This is a genomic window from Streptomyces sp. GMY02 (genome assembly GCF_019056675.1).
Classification (GTDB): domain Bacteria; phylum Actinomycetota; class Actinomycetes; order Streptomycetales; family Streptomycetaceae; genus Streptomyces; species Streptomyces odonnellii.
Genome location: NZ_CP077658.1, coordinates 2,716,345 through 2,734,434 on the forward strand (window position 1 = coordinate 2,716,345; position 18,090 = coordinate 2,734,434).

17 protein-coding genes are annotated in these 18,090 nt (G+C 73.4%); 7 read left to right on the forward strand and 10 right to left on the reverse strand.

Going from position 1 to position 18,090, the window contains the following annotated elements; genetic code table 11:
* Positions 1-110: 110 nt before the first annotated feature.
* From fxsA to KQY30_RS11225, 5 genes are read right to left on the reverse strand one after another with little or no spacing between them, the layout of a single operon-like run.
* The gene (fxsA, locus tag KQY30_RS11205; protein WP_217306705.1) at positions 111-302 is read right to left on the reverse strand and encodes an FxSxx-COOH cyclophane-containing RiPP peptide; all 192 of its coding nucleotides are present in this window, start codon (positions 300-302) and stop codon (positions 111-113) included.
* A gap of 33 nt (positions 303-335) precedes the next feature.
* Positions 336-3,818, reverse strand: a complete 3,483-nt coding sequence (locus KQY30_RS11210; RefSeq protein WP_254407071.1) for an SAV_2336 N-terminal domain-related protein — start codon at positions 3,816-3,818, stop codon at positions 336-338.
* A 7-nt stretch (positions 3,819-3,825) separates the two neighbouring features.
* Positions 3,826-4,854 (reverse strand): MoxR family ATPase, encoded by a 1,029-nt coding sequence (locus KQY30_RS11215; protein ID WP_217306706.1) that lies wholly within the window; start codon positions 4,852-4,854, stop codon positions 3,826-3,828.
* Between the two features lie 28 nt (positions 4,855-4,882).
* Positions 4,883-6,982 (reverse strand): trypsin-like peptidase domain-containing protein, encoded by a 2,100-nt coding sequence (locus KQY30_RS11220; RefSeq protein WP_254407072.1) that lies wholly within the window; start codon positions 6,980-6,982, stop codon positions 4,883-4,885.
* Entirely contained in the window at positions 6,979-7,524 is a 546-nt protein-coding gene (locus KQY30_RS11225) for a CU044_2847 family protein (protein WP_217306707.1), read from the reverse strand. The genes KQY30_RS11220 and KQY30_RS11225 overlap by 4 nt, the downstream gene beginning before the upstream one ends.
* A gap of 195 nt (positions 7,525-7,719) precedes the next feature.
* Between KQY30_RS11225 and KQY30_RS11230 the strand changes: the two genes are divergently transcribed.
* Positions 7,720-7,917 carry a DUF6104 family protein gene (locus KQY30_RS11230; RefSeq protein ID WP_217306708.1) on the forward strand — a complete coding sequence of 66 codons (198 nt, stop codon included), beginning with the start codon at positions 7,720-7,722 and terminating at the stop codon, positions 7,915-7,917.
* Here KQY30_RS11230 and KQY30_RS11235 read toward each other — a convergent pair.
* A complete protein-coding gene (locus tag KQY30_RS11235) occupies positions 7,823-8,731 on the reverse strand; it encodes a hypothetical protein (RefSeq protein WP_254407073.1) in 909 nt (302 codons plus the stop codon). The genes KQY30_RS11230 and KQY30_RS11235 overlap by 95 nt on opposite strands.
* Before the next feature lie 195 nt (positions 8,732-8,926).
* Between KQY30_RS11235 and KQY30_RS11240 the strand changes: the two genes are divergently transcribed.
* The 5 genes from KQY30_RS11240 (at position 8,927) to KQY30_RS11260 (ending at position 13,255) form a co-directional block, all read left to right on the forward strand.
* On the forward strand, positions 8,927-9,997 hold the full coding sequence (locus KQY30_RS11240; RefSeq protein WP_217306709.1) for a DUF4097 family beta strand repeat-containing protein: 1,071 nt from the start codon (positions 8,927-8,929) through the stop codon (positions 9,995-9,997).
* A gap of 1 nt (position 9,998) precedes the next feature.
* Entirely contained in the window at positions 9,999-11,132 is a 1,134-nt protein-coding gene (locus KQY30_RS11245) for a PadR family transcriptional regulator (protein WP_217306710.1), read from the forward strand.
* Positions 11,132-11,683 carry a hypothetical protein gene (locus KQY30_RS11250; protein ID WP_217306711.1) on the forward strand — a complete coding sequence of 184 codons (552 nt, stop codon included), beginning with the start codon at positions 11,132-11,134 and terminating at the stop codon, positions 11,681-11,683. Before KQY30_RS11245 ends, KQY30_RS11250 begins: the two co-directional genes overlap by 1 nt.
* A gap of 225 nt (positions 11,684-11,908) precedes the next feature.
* Positions 11,909-12,301: a phosphotransferase gene (locus KQY30_RS36345; protein WP_302185363.1), complete on the forward strand. Its 393-nt coding sequence runs from the start codon at positions 11,909-11,911 to the stop codon at positions 12,299-12,301.
* A 381-nt stretch (positions 12,302-12,682) separates the two neighbouring features.
* Positions 12,683-13,255, forward strand: coding sequence for a hypothetical protein (locus tag KQY30_RS11260; RefSeq protein ID WP_217306712.1), 573 nt, complete (start codon positions 12,683-12,685; stop codon positions 13,253-13,255).
* A 173-nt stretch (positions 13,256-13,428) separates the two neighbouring features.
* Here KQY30_RS11260 and KQY30_RS11265 read toward each other — a convergent pair whose 3' ends face one another.
* The 4 genes from KQY30_RS11265 to KQY30_RS11280 form a co-directional block, all read right to left on the reverse strand.
* The gene (locus KQY30_RS11265) at positions 13,429-14,007 is read right to left on the reverse strand and encodes a Clp protease N-terminal domain-containing protein (RefSeq protein WP_217306713.1); all 579 of its coding nucleotides are present in this window, start codon (positions 14,005-14,007) and stop codon (positions 13,429-13,431) included.
* Complete coding sequence (locus tag KQY30_RS11270; protein WP_046500999.1) at positions 14,007-14,216, reverse strand: helix-turn-helix domain-containing protein; 210 nt, start codon at positions 14,214-14,216, stop codon at positions 14,007-14,009. Before KQY30_RS11270 ends, KQY30_RS11265 begins: the two co-directional genes overlap by 1 nt.
* 60 nt (positions 14,217-14,276) lie before the next feature.
* Complete coding sequence (locus KQY30_RS11275) at positions 14,277-15,239, reverse strand: zinc-binding dehydrogenase (RefSeq protein WP_217306714.1); 963 nt, start codon at positions 15,237-15,239, stop codon at positions 14,277-14,279.
* 157 nt (positions 15,240-15,396) lie between these two features.
* On the reverse strand, positions 15,397-16,638 hold the full coding sequence (locus tag KQY30_RS11280) for an NADP-dependent malic enzyme (protein ID WP_217306715.1): 1,242 nt from the start codon (positions 16,636-16,638) through the stop codon (positions 15,397-15,399).
* 440 nt (positions 16,639-17,078) lie between these two features.
* Here KQY30_RS11280 and KQY30_RS11285 point away from each other — a divergent pair, with 440 nt between their 5' ends.
* Positions 17,079-18,065 carry an ABC transporter substrate-binding protein gene (locus KQY30_RS11285; protein WP_217306716.1) on the forward strand — a complete coding sequence of 329 codons (987 nt, stop codon included), beginning with the start codon at positions 17,079-17,081 and terminating at the stop codon, positions 18,063-18,065.
* Positions 18,066-18,090 lie beyond the last annotated feature (25 nt).

The window sequence follows — 18,090 nt, forward strand, 5'->3', positions numbered from 1 at the left end:
CCCCCGTCGAGCCACGTCCGTAACCCCCATGATGTACGGCGTGCGGGCCGCCTCGCCCGCCTGTCCGGGACACCGGTGTCCCGGAGCGAAATCGTGGTCAAACGCCCTTGTCAGAAGGCGTTGTTGAATCCCCAGAGCATCTCGCGCGGCTGCTCCGACCTGTCCCGCAGATCCGCCACCACCTCGGTGAGCACCGGGTGGTCCAGGGTCCGCAGCTCCGCCAGGTCCAGTGCCAGCAGATCGGGCAGCTCACCGCCGCCCGTGGAGACTTCCGCCGCCGCGCCGTGTGCCGACTCGCTCATCTTTTCTCCCCGTTGCCGTGTCCGGGAGCGCTCTCAGCGCTCCAGCTCGGCCAGTCGCTCCATGGTCGACCGGGCCGTCTCACCACCGCCGTCCGGCAGCTTGCGCCATTCCGTGCGGGCTGCCCGGTACGCCTCGCGCGCGGCCCGGGGCCGGCCCGCCCTCTCGTATGTCATACCCCGCCAGTGGTTCGCTTCAGCACGCAATCCGACCGCTTCCAGCCGTTGTCGGAGACTTTCCAGCTCTGTTTCGGCGACTCTCGCCGCGTCGGCCGCGTCACGGAACGCCTCGGCCGCGTCGTCGAGCCTGGCGGGGCGGCGCAGGGTCTCGTACGCGTCGAGATGGGAGCGCCCCAGCTCCAGCCAGCAGCGGGCCTCGGTCAGCGGATCGCCCGCCTCCTGGGCCGCGAGGCCGAAGAGGTGCTCGGCCTCGCGCAGATCGACGCGGTCGTCGTTGATCCGGTGGCGCAGCATCAGCGCCCGGCCCAGCATCAGCAGCCGTTCCGCCTGGCGCGCGGTGCCGGTGACCGTTTCCGTACGGCAGTCGCGCAGCACCCGTACGGCCGCCCCGGTGTACGGCGCTCCGTCGGGCAATTCGGCCCGGCGCAGCAGGGCGGAGCCCCATTCGGCGAGCAGATCGGCGTGGGCCCGGGAGTCGCGGGCGGTACCGCGGGCCGCGCGGGAGAAGCACTCGGCGGCCTCTTCGAGGTCGGCGGGATCCCCGGAGCGTTCGTACCGGGCGACGCGCACCCGGCCCGCACGGGCCCGGAGCGAGGAGAGCAGCCGCTCGTCCCGTACGGTCGCGAGCGACTGGTCGACCAGCGTGGCGGCCTCCTCCAGGCCCTCGCCGGACCGCAGCAGGGCGTCGACCAGGTCGAGCAGGATCCTGGCCTGGGTGGAGACGGTGTGCTGCCCGGTGCCCGGCGCGAGTGCCTTGCGCAGGGAGCGTGCGGCCTGGGTCGCGTACACCTGGGCCTGTTCGGTGTCGCCGGTGGCCCCGGACAGCCGCAGCAGGGTACGGCCGTGGGCGAGTGGCAGCCCGGCGGGACGGTTCTCCTGGTCGGGCCAGACGTCGGCGAAGGCCTCCAGCATGCCGATCGCGCCCTGGAGCAGCGCGCTGTCGCCGCCGAGGCGCCACTGTGTCTCCAGTGCGCGCACCCGTTCCAGGGTGAGCCGCAGTGCCTCGGCGGGCTCCAGTCCCGGTGCCGCGCAGGCGACGGTGTACTCGCGGTCGGCGCGGCGCAGCAGTTCCAGGGCGCCCGGCCGGTCGCCGCGCCGGCGCCGGTCCTCGGCGGCGGCGTGCAACACCTGTGCCAGTACGGCCCGTTCACGGACCGCCCGGGGATGGGCGACGGCCCGCTCGGCGGCCCGTACCGCCTCGCGCAGCAGCTCGCCGCCTCCCTGGACCTCCCACAGCCGCAGCAGCCCGCGCGCGAACTCGGCCCACAGCTCCGGGTCGGCGGCGCCCGGCGCCTCGCGCTCGGTGGCCGCGCGGAGCTGCTGGACGGCGTCGATCAGATACTGGACCATGCCGTCGGACTCGAACTGGCGCAGCAGCGCCCGGGCGCTCTCCACCGCCGCGTTGGTGGTCGGGTCGCCGGTTCCCGGGCCGTCCGGATCACGGTCGGTGAACTGCTCGGGCAGCGGCATGAACCGCTCCAGCACCCGGGCCGCGACCTCGGCGAAGGGATGCGGGACCCGCTGGCCCCGGCCGCCCGGCTCGCCGCCGTCGGTGCCGTCGACGCCATCGGCCCCGAACGCGCCGTCCGTCCCGAAAGCGGCGTCGTCGTCCAGGCTGCCGCGCGGGAAGAGCGGCCCGTGGCGGCCGTCGCCGAGCTGCGCGAGCGCCAGGGCGGGGAAGTTGGGTCCTCCCCTGCCGAACCGCTGCTCTATGTACTCGGAGCAGTGTTTCAGTACGAGCAGCGCCTCGTCCCGCCCCAGCGGCCCGAGCAGCGCCTCCTGTACCCCGGGGGCGAACTCGTACCACGGCCCGTCGTCCGCGCCGTCGCTCTTGCTGCGCGAGAGCAGTCCGCTGAGCAGCACCTCGGCGAGTTCCGAGGGGCCCGAGTCGGGCAGCATCGTGCGCTGTACGAGCTGCATCACCGGCAGATAGAGCGGGGCGGCGGCGAGATAGACGGCGAGCTGGCCGGCGACCGGGGAGGCCGCCGAGCGGAATCTGCTGACGAGCTGGAGCGAGGACATGCGGTCGCCTGGGCGCGGCACGGGCGCCGCGCGGTGGTCGGCACGCACCCAGCCGACGGCGCCGGAGATCCGGCCCGCGCCGGTCCCGGACAGCAGCCGGGCCCAGGCGCCGAGCGCGCCCGCGACCGGCGGCAGCACGGGAACGGCGAGGGCGCCCGGATGCGCCGCGGGCCCCGCGGCCGTCTCGTCGGAGACTCTCAGTACGGCGGCTCCCGCGAGCCCTTCGCCCCGGGAGAGCACCCCGTAGGTGACGGGCAGCCGGGTGCGGTTCCACATGCGCTGCGGCAGCGGCTGGATGACGGCGGTGGGGGCCTGGCGGCCGAGCTGGTGCAGCAGCCGGTGGGCGCGCCCGCTGTGCCAGAGCGGTCCGGCGCAGTCGCTGACGACCACGGTGACCCGGCGGCCCGTGGGGTCGCTGAGCCGGTCGGCGGAGCTGAGGGGCGCGGCGGCCGGGTCGGGGCTCCTGCTGACGGCGGGCGCTCCGTCGGGGCCCTGGTGCAGATAGCGCACCTGCACATCCCGGAAGGCGCCCAACTGCCCGAAGATCTGCTGGAGTTCGCCGAACAGCCGCTCCCACACCCGCATCGACGACGAGGCGTCCATGACGAGCTGGAGGAGCGCGTCCGCGCGGGACACCCCGCGGAACACCGGGATGATCAGCCCGCCCGCGCGGGCACTGAGTTCGACGGTCGCCACCTCATCGAGGGTACGGCGTACCGGAGGCGCGGCCGGACGGTACCGCTGGAGCGGGCGCAGGGCGCGCTGGAGTTCGAGCGGCGCGGGCAGCGCGGGCGCGGCGGGCACGCCGAGGGTGAGCGCGGCAGAGCCGCTGCCGGGACCGGAACCCACCCGGGGGCCGCCGTGACGGGGTTCGGGGTGGAGGGCGATCCGGGGGTCGTGGTCGCGGGGGCCCGCCGGGCGGGACGCCTCGTCGTCCGGGCCGCCCTCCTGGCCGGCGCCGTTGGCGTTCGCGGGCGTGACGGGCGCGGGCGCGGGCCGCGTCTGCTCCGTACCGGTACGGGCCGTTCCGCCGGCGGGCGGGGTGCCCGGGTGGCCGGAACCGGTCTGCTGGGCCAGCCAGATGGCGTCGCAGAGCTGCTCGGCGTCCGGGTCGAGCCCGGCCTCGCGCAGCCGGGCGACGAGCGCGGTGAGCAGGGCGCCGTCGTACGGAGGCGGCTGCTCACCCTCGGCGTGAGCGCCCGGCCCGGAGGCGGGCCGCTGCTGGGCACCGGGCTCCGGGGCGGGCCCGTCCTGGGCGTGCCCGGGTCCCGGCTCCGGCTCGCTGCCCGGGCCGTGAGGTTCCGTGACGTCGGGCATCAGCGCATCACCTCGGCCGGTCGAGTCGCTGGATGAGCAGGTCGGCGAGCCGGTCACGGCCCGCCGGGGCGGCGGTGTCGGTGAGGTAGATCGCGTTCAGGAGCTGGTCGGTGGAGATCAGTTCACTGCGCGAGCGCTCCAGGAAGTGGGCGATCAGATCGTTGCCGGCGCGGGCCGCCTCGTCGCCGAGATGGGCCCGTACGAAGGTGGCGAGCCGCTGGTGGTCGGGGCGGCCCAGCTCCAGATGGATGCAGCGGCGCATCAGGGGTGCCGGGAAGTCGCGCTCCCCGTTGCTGGTGAGTACGACGAAGGGGAAGGCGCGGCACTGCACCCGGCCGCCCCTGACCTTCACCTTCGTACCGTCGTCGGTGAGCACCTCGGCCTCGCCGTCAGGCAGCCGGTCGGCGATGCGCTCCAGCTCCGGTATGCCGAACTCGCCCTCCTCCAGCACATTGAGGAGATCGTTCGGCAGATCGATGTCGCTCTTGTCCAGCTCGTCGATGAGCAGGACGCGGGGCTGCTCGGAGGGGAGGAGGGCGGTGCCGAGGGGGCCGAGGCGGATATAGCTGCCGATGTCGGCGGACGGGTCCTGGTGCTCCCCGCCGTCCGCGGCGCTGTCGGCCGTGGCCCGGTGCGCGGCGATCTGCACGTCCTGGAGCCGGGCGATCGCGTCGTAGTGGTACAGCCCCTCCAGCAGGGTGGACCGGCTGACGATGGGCCAGCGCAGCACCCGGCCGAGCCCCAGTTCGTGCGCGACGGAATGGGCCAGGGTGCTCTTGCCCGCCCCGGGGCTTCCGGTGACCAGCAGCGGACGCCTCAGATAGAGCGCCGCGTTGATCATCTCCAGCTCCTCGGCACCCGGCCGGTGCAGCTCCGCCTCGTGCCGGTAGCCGCCGAGGCGCCGGTCGGCCGAACCGTCGGAGGAGGCGTCACGGCCCGCGAAGTCCCGCCAGGGCGGCGGCGGAGGGAGCTGGGTGATCCCGCCGTGCGGTTCGCCCGCCCCTCGGTAGATGAGCCACTCACCGGGTTCAGTCATCGCGTCATCCTCTTCATCACGGTGCCGGTCATGGCGCCTCCAGCAACTGCCCCGAGCCCGGCAGCGGGTGGTGCGGGTCGTCGTAGTACAGCGCCACCCCGTCCGACCAGTACGTTTCCGTGCGGCCCTCGCGCACGCCGCGCCGCAGCTCCTGGACCGTGCGCGGCAGTTGACCGGCCGTACCCGCCCCGGCGAGGGTGTCGGCGGCGCGCCGGTGGAAGTCCGCGCAGACCGGATCCGGCCGCGCCGCGCCCCGGCGCAGCAGCGCGAGATGGAAGCCGCCGAGCGCCATCCGGGTCAGCCCTGCCGCGGTCTCCGCGTCGGGCCGGTCGCCGAACCGGCAGAGCACGGGCACCGCTTCGTACGCCAATGCCCGCAGGTCCTCCTCCATCGGTACGGGTACCCGCAGACCGTCCTCGCAGTCAAGGATCTCGGCCCGCATCGCCACGTTCCAGGTGCGGTTCCAGCGGGCTCGCCGCTCCCGGGCCTCATCCTCGGAGTACGGCGGCTCACGGTCCGAGGGGCGCACCACCACCGGGCGTACGGTGCCCAGCGGCGGCCCGCCGGGCGCGAGCTGCCAGCGGTCGACGTCCAGGCCCAGCAGCGCTTGGACGACGGCGACTTGCAGCACGGCCGGGTTGTCCGGTTCGTCGCACCGCCGGAACGCCTCGGTCAGCGGGGCGGCGAGCCTGGCCGGCAGCTCCTGGCCCGGCGTGCCCCGGCTGTCCTCCCGTACCGGCAGCACCTCGCCGGTGTGCCGGGCGACACCGATGCGCCAGTCGTAGCTGTCCCGCTCCCAGCCGCGCGGCTCCAGCTCCAGCAGGACGAAGGGCCCCTCGCCGTCCACCCGCCGCTCTCCGTACGCGGGCCAGGCGCGGCGCTGCGCGCGGTCCGTACGGTGGCGGGCCACGGACCGCAGCCGGGTGATCTCGTTGCGGAAGTCCCGGGAGAGCCGGTCGTCCGCGATCCACTTCACCCAGTTCCACAGGGCTTCCTCGGCCGCCGCGGTGGAGGGGGTGACATAGGGGCGCTCGGCGGCGATGACGCTCATGCAGTAGCGCAGTACGAGTTCGAGGGCGGCCTCCCCGCCCCTGTTCTCGTACAGCGCCCCGAGCCCGTCCCGCCAGCTCCGGGGTGCCGGATAGCGGTCGACGGAGTGGACATTGGGCAGCCGTACGAGCAGATCGAGCAGGCTGTGCGTGGAGACGGGCGGCGGCAGTTCGGCGAGCCTGCCGAGCAGCATCATGCGCTGCTGGGGGCTGAGCGCGCGGTCGGCGCCCGCGCCGAGTCCGCTCTGCACATCCGCCCATGTACGGCCCGTGCCCACGCCGTTGGTGTGCCGGTCCGCGTGGTAGCGGTCGTGCGCGTGGAAGACGGCCTGGTAGTCGTCGTCGGACTCGGACGCGGCCATCTCGGGCGGCACCGGCAGCAGCCGCAGCCGCTCGATACCGATGGAGGTGCCGCCCATGCCGCCCACGAGCTGCGACTTGAGCACCCCGACGACCTCGCCGCGGGTCAGATCGACGGTGGGCCCGCCGGACACCCCCGGCGGCAGGACGTCCCCGCCGAGCCGCATCTGCTCGTCGGGGTCGGCCCAGCCGCCGACCGTGCCCTGCACCGAGCACTGTCCGTACAGCCGCTTCAGCCGGCCGCCCACCTCCGTCCAGCCCGAGTAGACGACCTGGCCGCCGCCGAAGTAGGCCGCGGGCCGCTCGGTGACATACACACAGGCGTGCTCGACGGGCCTGCGGAGCCGGATGAGCGCGAGATCCGGGGCGGGCCAGCCGCCCGCCGGTCCCAGCGGGGCCGCGTCCGCCGCGCCGCGCGGGGGCTCGGGGAGCGCCGCGACCACGGAGCCCTCCACCGAGGTCTCGCCGCTGCCGGGGCCGAGCTCGTAGACCACTGTCACGTCCCGCCCCTCTCCCCCCATCGCCACGTGCGCGCACGTGAGAACCCAGCTCGGGGCGATGAAGAAGCCGCTCCCCAGGAAGCCGCCACCCGATCCCTCAGGGGCATACCCGTACGCCGGGCCATGGATGCGCACGGTCGCCGCCATCACGAGGTCCAAGAGCGCACGCCGGGTGTCCTCCGAGGCGCCCGGCACACCCCGGCCGAACCCGTCGATCATGGTCCGCTCCCGGCCGGAGGCGTGGGCCCGGCGGAATGCGCCGGTGCGCCCGGTGGTGCGCCCCCGGGCACCGGTGCGGCGGGCGGGCCGGGCGGGGCCGCGGTGCTCCCCGGTACGGATGTGCCCGAGGGCCCGGCGGCCTGGGCGGGCACCTGTGGCGGGTCCGTCAGATCGGCGGGCGGGCCGCCGCCGTTCCAGGTGAGCGTGACCTTGATCGTCCCCTTGGCCTCGCCGTCCGCCAGCAGTCCGACGACCTTGCCGGACTTGGCGGTCAGTTCGATGCCGAACTCGACGCTGACCTCGTCGGGCCGTACCGCCCGCAGCGGCTCCGCCAGCGAGCGCGCGACGCTGGTCACCACCCCGTGCAGACTCTCCACCCGCGCCTGTACGCGCTCCGCGAATCCGGTGTCCGCGTAGGTCAGGCCCCCGGAGGGCCGCCCCAGCTCCTCGGCGCCCGAGATCCTGGCCCAGACGGGCGTCCCGTCGGGCATCTCGACACGTGTGATGCGGACGTCTCCCGTACGGGCCTCTCCATCGTCCATGGTGCCCCCGTTTCCCCCAATTCCCCGCAGGTTAACGGCAGTAGGGAGCCGAAGCGAGGTGTTGGTACAGGACGGCGATTCGCCCCCGCCCGGTTCCGGACGCCTCCGGAACCGGGCCCGGAACGGCCGTACGGTACGAGCACCGCCTCCCACCAGGCACGAGACGGCCCGTGCGCGGGGACTAGGCTGTGCCACATGTACTTCACCGACCGTGGGATCGAGGAACTGGAGAAGCGGCGCGGCGAGGAGGAGGTCACCTTCGAGTGGCTGGCCGAGCAGCTCCGTACGTTCGTCGACCTCAACCCCGACTTCGAGGTCCCGGTCGAGCGGCTGGCGACATGGCTGGCGCGGCTGGACGATGAAGACGACTTCGCCGCAGACGGGGACGAATAGGCTTCCGGCCGGGCCCGGCGCGGAGCCGGTCGTAGGTGAGCGCCAGCACCCCCTGCGCGATCAGCAGACCGCCGGCGAAGGCCCATCCCGCGTTGCGGCGGCGCACCGCCCACAGTGTGAGCGGGACGCCCGCGACGAGCTGTCCCGTACCGGCCAGCCGCGCCCGGGGGCCGCGCAGCCAGGGACCGAGCGGTCCGCCCTCGACCGCCGCCAGTTCGGCCCGTACGGTGTCCCGCCAGCCCGCCCACTCCACCTGCTCGGCGCCCGGCTGGACGCGCGCCACCTCGCGCAGCCGGTCGGCCGGTTCGCCCGGGGCGAGTCCGACCGGGAGCACCACCCCGGCGCGGCTGAGATACGCGGCGAAGGCGAGCAGCCGGTCGCGGGAGTCGGCGGCCGGGTCCTCGCGGGTCAGCGGCTCCAGGGCCGGGAGGTCCAGCACGGGATCGAGGCCGAGGCGGGCCGCGAACGTGCGCATCGCCTCGTCCTCCCCGGCCGGGGTGCCGTCCGCCAGCCAGATGTAGCCGACCGTGCGCCGGAAGCCGGCCGCCAGGGTGTAGCCGGCGCGGTCCGCGTCCCACCACAGGGCGAGGATCGGCCAGTTGGCGCCGACGGCCAGCGCGGTGGCCCAGCCGGTGACGACGCGGTCCACCGGTTCGCCGCCGTCCCGCCAGGGCTTGCCCTCGGGCACCAGCACGCTCCAGCCGGGGCCCGCCTGGGCGAGCAGCAGCCGTTCGCGGAGGAGATGGGCGGCGGGCCGTACCACCGCCGGCTCGGCCCGGCACAGCAGCAGTGCCCCCACGGAAGTAGCGTTCATGCCCCTTACGCTAGGGCACTTCGCCCGGATTTGAGCGCCGTGTCCAGGTGGCGCCACCCCGGGGTTCCCCCGGGTTCGGCCACCCGGCCTTGACTTCCCGTAACCGCGATATATCGTGTTCTTGAAGACACGCGATATGTTGCGTCAAGGCAGGTCCGTCCAAGGCAGGTCAGCAGGCCCCGGGAGGTCAGCACCATGGCAGAGTCGACATGGAGGGTCGCCGAGCCGACGAAGCTCACCTTCGACGACCCGGTGACGGCGCTCAGCGTCCGTATCGTCAACGGAACGGTCAATGTCGTCGGTACGGACGAGGCCGCGCCGGGCGGGCGGGACGGAGCCCGGCTGGAGGTCTCCCGTATCGAAGGACCGCCGCTGATCGTGACCCGGAGCGGCTCGACACTCACCGTGGCCTACGAGGACCTGCCCTGGAAGGGCTTCTTCCAGTGGCTCGACCGCAAGGGCGGGAAGCGCAGCGCGGTGATCTCCCTCGCGGTGCCGGCGGGCGCGGCGGTCGAGGTCGGGGTGGTCGGCGCGGGAGCCATGGTCTCCGGTGTACGGGGGCGTACGGACGTCCGCGGGGTCAGCGGCGACACCACGCTGGTGGGGCTGTCGGGCACGGTCCGCGCGGACACGGTCTCCGGCAGTCTGGAGGCGCAGGCCGTCACCGGCGATCTCCGGTTCAACTCGGTCTCGGGCGATCTGACGGTGGTCGAGGGTGCGGGGTCCTCCGTACGGGCGGACTCGGTCAGCGGCGATATGATCGTCGACCTCGATCCGGGCGACCGGCCCACGGACATCAAGCTGACGTCGGTCTCCGGCGAGGTCGCGATCCGGCTGCCGCACCCGGCGGACGCACGGGTCGAGGCGAACACGGCGAGCGGGGCCGTGTCCAACGCGTTCGAGGACCTGCGGGTCGGCGGGCAGTGGGGGGCGAAACGGATCACCGGCACGCTGGGGGCGGGCACGGGCACGCTCAAGGCGACAACGGTGTCGGGGTCGATCGCGCTGCTGAGAAGGCCACCCGCGGAGCACGGGAACGAGCATGCGCACGGGAACGGGCACGGGCACGCGTACGAGCACGGACCGGCGGGCGGCGCGGTCCCGGCCGACGCGGTGACGGACAGTGCGGTGCCGGACAGTGTTGTTCGGGACGGCGCGGTGCCGGACGGCGGGGTCACGGACGGCGGGGTCACGGACGGCGGGGTGCCGGCCAAGGGCGCCGCGGCCCGTGCGACTTCCGCCCAGACCGACGCGAAGGAGTTCTGACATGCCCCCGGTCTTCGCCCATGGGCGGCTCCGGCTGTATCTGCTCAAGCTCCTCGACGAGGCGCCGCGCCACGGTTACGAGGTGATCCGGCTGCTGGAGGAGCGCTTCCAGGGCCTGTACGCGCCGTCCGCCGGCACCGTCTACCCGCGGCTGGCCAAGCTGGAGGCCGAGGGCCTGGTCACCCATGCCACCGAAGGTGGCCGCAAGGTCTACTCGATCACCGACGCGGGCCGCGCAGAACTGGCCGGGCGCAGCGGCGAACTGGCCGATCTGGAGCTGGAGATCCGCGAGTCCGTCTCCGAACTGGCCGCGGAGATCCGCGACGACGTCCGGGGCGCGGCGGGCCAGTTGCGCAGCGAGATGCGCGCGGCGGCCTCGGAGAGCCGTACGGGAGGGGCACGGCAGGACTGGGACGCGGCGTTCACGGACAGCGAGTCCTGGCGCGCGGCGAAGGAGGAGCTGAAGCGCGCGAAGCAGGAGTGGAAGGAGCAGGCCAGGCGGGCGAAGGACGAGTCCCGCCGGGCCCGCGAGGACGCGCAGCAGGCGCGCCGCCAGGCCAAGGAGGCGCAGGAGTCGGCGCGTGAGGAGATGCAGCGCATCGCGAAGCAGGTCCAGGAACAGGTCCAGGACCACTTCCTGCGCGGCGACTGGCCGACGGGCGTACGGGAGGGCCTGTCGGAACTGGCCGGCCAGCTCAGCGGCCTGGCCCGCGGCACCAAACCGTGGCCTACGGAGCCGGGGTCGGGGGCGGGGGCAGCGGCAGGTGCCGGGACGAAGGAGCGTGGCACGGCCGGGGACGGGCCGGCGCAGCACGGTACGGCGGGATCCGGGACGAAGAAGGCCGGCACGGCGGGGCGGGCGTCGGCCGGGCACGAGTCCGCCGAGTCCGGGGCGTCGGCCGCGTACGAGCACGGGCCCGCGGCGCCTGCGCCGGACCCCGCCTGGGCGGCGGACACCCCGGAGACGGGCGACCCGGCCCGCGATCTGGAACGGCTGCTCGACCGCTTCCGCGACGACATCCGCGACGCGGCCCGCGACAACGGCGTCACCCCGTCCCAACTGGCGGCGGCCCGCCGCCACTTGTCCACGGCCGCGGCCCATATCTCCGCGGTCCTGCGCATGCCCGGGGCCTGATGGGGCAGCGAAAGGCGGACCCGCCCACACCGGCCGAGCCCTGGGGTACGCCGCTGCCCCTGCCCTCCCACACGGGCAGCAGGCGCATCACCTGGGACGCCCTGCCCCGGTCGGTGGCGGCGGGGATCGAGCGGGTGCTCGGCGGCACGGTGGCCATGGCCACCAGCCGGCAGGGCGGCTTCTCCGACGGCCTCGCGGTCCGGCTGCGCCTGACCGACGGGCGCGGGGCGTTCGCGAAGGCCGTCGACTCGACGGCAGCTCCGACCGTCGGGGAGTTCCACCGTCGCGAGATCGCGGTGGCGGGCGCCCTGCCGCCGGGGGTGCCCGCGCCCCGGCTGCTGGGGTCGTTCGACGACGGCGCGTGGGTGGCGCTGGTCTTCGAGGACATCGAGGGCGCGCTGCCGGCACAGCCATGGCGCGAGCCCGAACTGGAACGCGTACTGGACGCCCTCACCGGCCTGGCAGACACCCTGACCCCGGCACCCGCCATCGGCGGAGCGGAACGCGCCCCACGACTGGGCGGCTGGACCCGGCTGGCCCACAGCCCCTAGGGGGTGTCTCGCCGATCTTGCCGGGCTCGCGGGGCCCGGCACGCACGCTCGCGGCGTTGTCGTCAGTCGCCTACGCTCCGCGTGGCCTCCCTCCTCCGCCTTGCGATCGCACGCACCGGACCCCGCTCACCGATCCGGCCCGATCGACAAGACACCCCCTAGGCCCTGGCGCGACTGGCGACGCTCGCGCCCGGCGCCACCGCCGATCTGGACCTGCATCTGGCACTGGAGGCCCATCTCGCCGAGGCGACCGCCGGAGAGACCCTGGCGCACGGCGACCTCTACCCGTTCAACATCCTCCTCACCGCGGACCGCGTCGTCGTAGTGGACTGGCCCCACGCCTGGACCGGCCCCCGCCACGCCGACCTGGTGATGCTCCTGGGCAGTGTGGCCCTCAGCGGAATCGACCCGGAGCCGCACGCATCCCGCCACCCCCTCCTGACCGGCGTCGACCCCGAAGCCGTCGACGTCCTGATCTCGGCCCAGGCCGGCTTCCTCCTCGCCGCAGCGGCCTCGTGGGCCCCCGCTACGGACCCGAACATCATCCGCATGATGACCGGCCTCGGCCGGGCGTCCCTGCGCTGGCTGTCCGCCCGCCGACAGCAGCGGAAGCAGTAGTCCGCCCGCAGCCGCCCAGGCGTCGAATTCGTGTGTGGCGGGGATCACATTGGACGGAAAACCTGCGGCACGTCCCGGGCGTCCAGCGGGTGTGAGATCAGCCAACGCAACGCCGCACAAGTCGGCCTCGGTGCCGGGGGCCGGGCCATCCGGTGCTCCGGCGCATCGCGTCCGTGCTTGCCGACCCTGGCCACCGGCCGTACGAACGTCGCGCCGCAGATGCCCGCGTGAGGGCTGGTCCTCGCGCTCGGTATCGGTGTCTCCATCGCCCGCAGAGGCACGTACTCCGTGCCGGGAGCCCGTCGACGACCTCTCGATGCGCGCGCCGACGCTCCCCTGCGAGGGCGACACGTTCAACGCGCTGAACGGCGGTGCGTCCCGGTGAGATGGCTGACGCTGTACGCGCGCTCACGGCAGGTGCCCGCGTCGCTCGCCGTGGTGGTGATCAGCGCTGTGGCGGCGTGGGCACTCGCCCGGGACGGGGTCGAGGGGCCCGTTGATCCGCGGCTGCCCGTGCTCGTCCTCGCCATGGGGGCGATGGCGGTCTCGGTCGGGCTCGGCGGGCAGGATCTCGCGCTGGACCGGACGGCCGCGATCCGCTGGGCGCCCCGCAGAGCGGCGCATGTGCTGCTCGCCGGCGCGGTCGTCGGCGCCGTGCCGGCGGTGCAGACGATGGGCGAGTCCATGGCCACCACCGCGTTCGTCGTCCGGGACAGCGCGGGGCTGATGGGGCTGGTCGCCCTGGGCGCGGCGATCTCGGGCAGGCAGTACGCGTGGACGCTGCCGTTCGCCTGGCTCGTGTTCTCGTTCTTCGTGCCGTCCGGCACGAGTGTGCCGACGCGGGTGGCGACGTGGATGCTGCTGCCGCCCGGCACGGCGGCGGGCACCTGGACGGCCGTGGTCCTCACGGTCGTCGGCACCGCGGCGTATGCCGTCGCGGGACCGAGACGGTAGCCGGTCCGGGCCACGGACCGGCCCACCGGACCGGCCCACCGGCTCGGGCCGCGGCCGTGGCAGTGAGGGGCCGAGGACCCCGGCCCGTACACCGCGCTCCGGGTCCGGACCCACACCCTGGCAGGGGTACGGGGCGCCCGCCCCGGGTACGAACCGACGGGCCGCCGTGGCCGTCAGCCCGCCGCCGGAAGCGTGCCCGGATCGCCGAACATCGTCCGTTCCAGGGTCGTGTACGTCGCCCCGTGGTCCGACAGGACCTCCGACACGACGCCGGGGCGCGCCGCCAGCGCCAGCAGGATGTGTTCGTCGCCGATGTGCCGGTCGCCGCGGCCCGCCGCGATGCGCAGGGACCGCTCCAGGACCCGCTTCGCGCCCGGGGTGAGGCCCCGGTGACCGGACCACCAGCGCCGTGGGCGGCCGGCCGCCCCGTCCGCGCGCATCGCACCCTCGCCGTGCGCCTCCTCGATCTTCGAGACGATCCGGTCCACATCGATCCCGATGCCGGCCAGCGCGTCGGCGTCCGCCTTCGACAGGCCGCCGTGCCTGCGGGCGTCCGCCAGGGACTGTTCGACGGCGGGGCGGCGGTCCCGTATCCCCAGCGCCGTGAACGCGAACGACGTCCGCGTACCCTCCTGGTCGAGCAGCGCGAGCAGCATGTGCTCCTCGGTGACCGAGTCCGCCGCCATGCGCTCGGAGTGGCCGACCGCCCCGGTGACCACACCCCGGGCGCCCTCGGTGAACCGTTCGAACATCACTGCCTCCCGTGCTTCTTGTGCGCGGCCTGCCGGCTGACGCCCAGCACATCCGCGATCTCCTGCCACGACCAGCCCTGCTCGCGGGCGCTGCGCACCTGTACGGCTTCGAGCCGCTCCAGCAGCAGCCGCAGCGCGGCGACCGCTCTCAGCCCGACCCGGGGGTCGCGGTCACCCGCCCGCTCGGCGAGATCCGTTGCTTCGGTCATGGTGTCAATCTACGTTGACAAGCGGGAGATGTCAACCAAAGTTGACACGCTCGGGAGCCCTTACGGCTTCAGCACCACCTTCCCGAAGAGGTCGCCCCCCGCCATCCGCGCGAAGCCCTCCCGCGCCCGGTCCAGCGGCAGCACCTCGTCGATCACCGGCCGCACCCCCTTCGCCGCGCAGAACGCCAGCAGGTCCTCCAGCTCGTCCTTGGACCCCATCGTCGAGCCGACGACCCGCAGTTCCAGGAAGAAGATCCGGGTCAGTTCGGCGTGCGCCGGGCGGTCGCCGCTCGTCGCGCCCGAGATCACCAGCGTGCCGCCGCGCCGCAGGCACTTGACGGAGTGCGACCAGGTCGCCGCGCCGACCGTCTCGATGACCGCGTCGACCCGACCCGGCAGGCGCGCGCCCGGCTCGAACGCCTCCAGCGCGCCCAGTTCAACGGCCCGCGCCCGCTTCGCCGCGTCGCGGCTCGTCGCGTACACGCGCAGCCCCGCCGCACTGCCGAGGACGATCGCGGCGGTCGCGACCCCGCCGCCCGCGCCCTGTACGAGAACCGAATCGCCGGGCCGCACACCGGCGTTGGTGAAGAGCATCCGGTACGCGGTGAGCCAGGCGGTCGGCAGACAGGCGGCCTCCTCGAAGCTCAGCTCCGGGGGCTTCGGCAGGACGTTCCAGACGGGTACGGTGACCCGCTCGGCGAAAGTGCCCTGGTACCGCTCGGTGAGGATCGAACCGGTCTCGCGCGGCCCGACCCCGTGGCCGGTCTGCCCGATGACGGAGTGGACGACGACCTCGTTGCCGTCCTCGTCGAGCCCCGCCGCATCGCAGCCGAGGATCATCGGGAGCTTGTCCTCGGCCAGCCCCACTCCGCGCAGCGACCAGAGGTCGTGGTGGTTGAGGGAGGCGGCCTTCACCGTGACGGTGGTCCAGCCGGGCCGCGCCTCGGGGGCCGGGCGCTCGCCCAGCTCAAGGCCGTTGAGGGGATCGTTGAAGTCGGTACGCGCTGCGTAGGCGGCAAACATGCCCCAGACCCTAGATGAGCAAGTCCGGAGTCGCGTCTGTCTGGCGACGCCAGTTCGGACTCACTCATCCAGGCCCAACGACACGGGCCGTGCCGTACCCCCGCTCACAAAGAAGGGGTACGGCACGGCCCGTACGAAAAGGCCCGATCCGGCGCCGTCAGCGCCGGGCCACGCCCTCCGCCCGTGCCGCCGCGGCCACCGCCGCCGTCACCGCCGGGGCGACCCGCTCGTCGAACGGCGACGGAATCACATAGTCCGCCGACAACTCGTCACCGACGACATCCGCCAGCGCGTTCGCCGCCGCGATCTTCATGCCCTCGGTGATACGGGACGCCCGGACCTGGAGCGCCCCCGCGAAGATCCCCGGGAAGGCCAGCACGTTGTTGATCTGGTTCGGGTAGTCGCTCCGCCCGGTCGCCACCACCGACGCGTACGGGCGCGCGATGTCCGGGTGGACCTCGGGAGTCGGGTTGGCCATCGCGAAGACGAACGCGCCGGGCGCCATCGACGCGATCGCCGGCTCCGGCACCGTACCCCCGGACACGCCGATGAAGACGTCCGCGCCGGACAGCGCGGACTCCAGCGAACCGGAGAGCCTGGCCCGGTTGGTCAGCATGGCCAGTTCGCGCTTGACCTCGTTGAGATCGCCGCGGTCGGGGCTGACGACGCCCTTGCGGTCGGCGACCGCGACATCGCCGATCCCCGCCTCCAGCAGGAACTTGGCGATCGCGACACCCGCCGCGCCGGCGCCCGAGATGACCGCGCGCAGATCGCCCAGCTCGCGCTTGGTCAGCCTGGCCGCGTTGCGCAGCGCCGCCAGCGTCACCACGGCAGTGCCGTGCTGGTCGTCGTGGAAGACGGGAATGTCCAGCCGCTCCTGGAGCTTGCGCTCGATCTCGAAGCAGCGCGGCGCCGAGATGTCCTCCAGATTGACCCCGCCGAAGGAGGGCGCGAGCCGTACGACGGTCTCCACGATCTCGTCGGTGTCCGTGGTGGCGAGCGCGAGCGGCACCGCGTCGACACCCCCGAACTGCTTGAACAGGATTGCCTTGCCCTCCATCACGGGGAGCGAGGCCTCAGGCCCGATGTCGCCCAGGCCGAGCACCGCCGTACCGTCCGTCACGACGGCGACGACCTGCGACTTCCAGGTGTAGTCGTGCACCAGGTCGGGCTGCTCGGCGATCGCGCTGCACACCGTGGCGACACCGGGTGTGTACGCGAGGGACAGGTCGTCCTTGTCCCGGACCGGGACGGTCGCCCGGATGGCCATCTTGCCGCCGCGGTGCAGCGCGAAGGCCGGGTGGAAAGCCGGATCGGCCGGGGCGGCGTCCGGACTCCCCGGGACGCTCTGCCCGTCGGTGGCGCTGTCGCTGCGAGGATTGACGATCTCCGCTGCCATGTGTTGGTGACCCCTTACGTCTTTCATCAGTTGAGGGTGGCCACTCCTGGTTGAGGAGGGGTGGGTGGGCACCGCGTCCGTGGCCCGCCCGGCGGCCGGCCCGCCATGCGGGACCGCCGCGCGCGGGGGTACGTACGGTCGCGCGGACGCGCCGCACACGCGCCCTGAGCCCCGGATCAGGGGGTATTCGTCCTTCGTGTCCGGCAGACCTCCGCGCTCGGGCCGGGGGAAGGCAGGGAGAAGGCAGTCCAACAGAAGGTCCGGTCTTGAGGTACCGCCATGTTGGGGGTGGGGGTTTCCCGTTATCCGATTTTGACATGCCCGGCCCCCTGAATGGGCCCGTCCGAATGGCAAGATGCCCTAATCACAATCGGTCGCGCCACTCGAAGACGCGTGCTCGGCCACTTGGCAGCTTCCCTCATTACCGGAGGACTCCGATCATGACCGCACGCACCGACAGCCGTACGACCGCGCGCGCCTCCCGTCGTACCACCGCCGCGAGGTCCCGGATCGCCGCGGCGGGCGCGATCGCGGTCGCGGGCACCCTGCTGCTGACCGCCTGCGGGGACCAGACGGACAGCGGCAACGAGGGCGCGAAGACGTCCGAGGCGTCCAAGGCCCCGCTCTTCGACCAGCTTCCCAAGGCCGTCCAGGACAAGGGCGTGATCAAGGTCGGCTCGGACATCGCGTACCCGCCGATCGAGTTCAAGGACGAGTCCGGCAAGACGGTCGGATTCGACCCGGACCTGGCGGACGCGATGGGCAAGCTGCTCGGGGTGAAGTTCGAATTCGAGAACGGCACCTTCGACACCCTGCTGACGGGTCTGCGCTCCAAGCGGTACGACATCGCGATGTCGGCCATGACGGACACCAAGGACCGGCAGAACGGTGTGGACAGCGACACCGGCAAGAAGGTCGGCGAGGGCGTCGACTTCGTGGACTACTTCACGGCCGGTGTCTCGATCTACACCAAGAAGGGTGACGACAAGGGCATCGCCGCCTGGTCCGACCTGTGCGGCAAGAAGATGGTCGTCCAGCGCAACACCGTCTCGCACGACCTGGCCAAGGCCGAGGACAAGAAGTGCAAGGAGACCGGCAAGGGCGGGATCGGGCTGGAGGCCTTCGACAACGACCTGGAGGCCCAGACCCGGCTGCGCGCGGGCGGCGCCGACGCGGGCGCCAGTGACTTCCCGGTCGCGGCGTACGCGGTGAAGACCTCGGGCGGCGGCAACGACTTCCAGCTCGTCGGCGAGCAGGTGGAGGCCGCTCCGTACGGTATCGCGGTGGCCAAGGGCAACGAGCTGTCGAAGGCGCTCCAGGCCGCTCTGGACGAGGTCATCAAGAACGGTGAGTACGGCAAGATCGTCGCCAAGTGGGGTGTCGAGGCGGGCGCGGTCACGGAGGCCAAGCTCAACGGCGGATCCTGATTCAACGGCGGATCCCGAACCGGTC

Coding starts and splice junctions, on each gene's coding strand:
- KQY30_RS11285 (WP_217306716.1), top strand. CDS start 17,079: ATGACCGCACGCACCGACAGCCGTACGACCGCGCGCGCCTCCCGTCGT.
- KQY30_RS11240 (WP_217306709.1), top strand. CDS start 8,927: ATGGCAGAGTCGACATGGAGGGTCGCCGAGCCGACGAAGCTCACCTTC.
- KQY30_RS11215 (WP_217306706.1), bottom strand. CDS start 4,854: ATGACTGAACCCGGTGAGTGGCTCATCTACCGAGGGGCGGGCGAACCG.
- KQY30_RS11275 (WP_217306714.1), bottom strand. CDS start 15,239: ATGTTTGCCGCCTACGCAGCGCGTACCGACTTCAACGATCCCCTCAAC.
- KQY30_RS11250 (WP_217306711.1), top strand. CDS start 11,132: ATGGGGCAGCGAAAGGCGGACCCGCCCACACCGGCCGAGCCCTGGGGT.
- KQY30_RS11210 (WP_254407071.1), bottom strand. CDS start 3,818: ATGCCCGACGTCACGGAACCTCACGGCCCGGGCAGCGAGCCGGAGCCG.
- KQY30_RS11220 (WP_254407072.1), bottom strand. CDS start 6,982: ATGATCGACGGGTTCGGCCGGGGTGTGCCGGGCGCCTCGGAGGACACC.
- fxsA (WP_217306705.1), bottom strand. CDS start 302: ATGAGCGAGTCGGCACACGGCGCGGCGGCGGAAGTCTCCACGGGCGGC.
- KQY30_RS11270 (WP_046500999.1), bottom strand. CDS start 14,216: ATGACCGAAGCAACGGATCTCGCCGAGCGGGCGGGTGACCGCGACCCC.
- KQY30_RS11265 (WP_217306713.1), bottom strand. CDS start 14,007: ATGTTCGAACGGTTCACCGAGGGCGCCCGGGGTGTGGTCACCGGGGCG.
- KQY30_RS11245 (WP_217306710.1), top strand. CDS start 9,999: ATGCCCCCGGTCTTCGCCCATGGGCGGCTCCGGCTGTATCTGCTCAAG.
- KQY30_RS11225 (WP_217306707.1), bottom strand. CDS start 7,524: ATGGACGATGGAGAGGCCCGTACGGGAGACGTCCGCATCACACGTGTC.
- KQY30_RS11230 (WP_217306708.1), top strand. CDS start 7,720: ATGTACTTCACCGACCGTGGGATCGAGGAACTGGAGAAGCGGCGCGGC.
- KQY30_RS11235 (WP_254407073.1), bottom strand. CDS start 8,731: ATGAACGCTACTTCCGTGGGGGCACTGCTGCTGTGCCGGGCCGAGCCG.
- KQY30_RS11280 (WP_217306715.1), bottom strand. CDS start 16,638: ATGGCAGCGGAGATCGTCAATCCTCGCAGCGACAGCGCCACCGACGGG.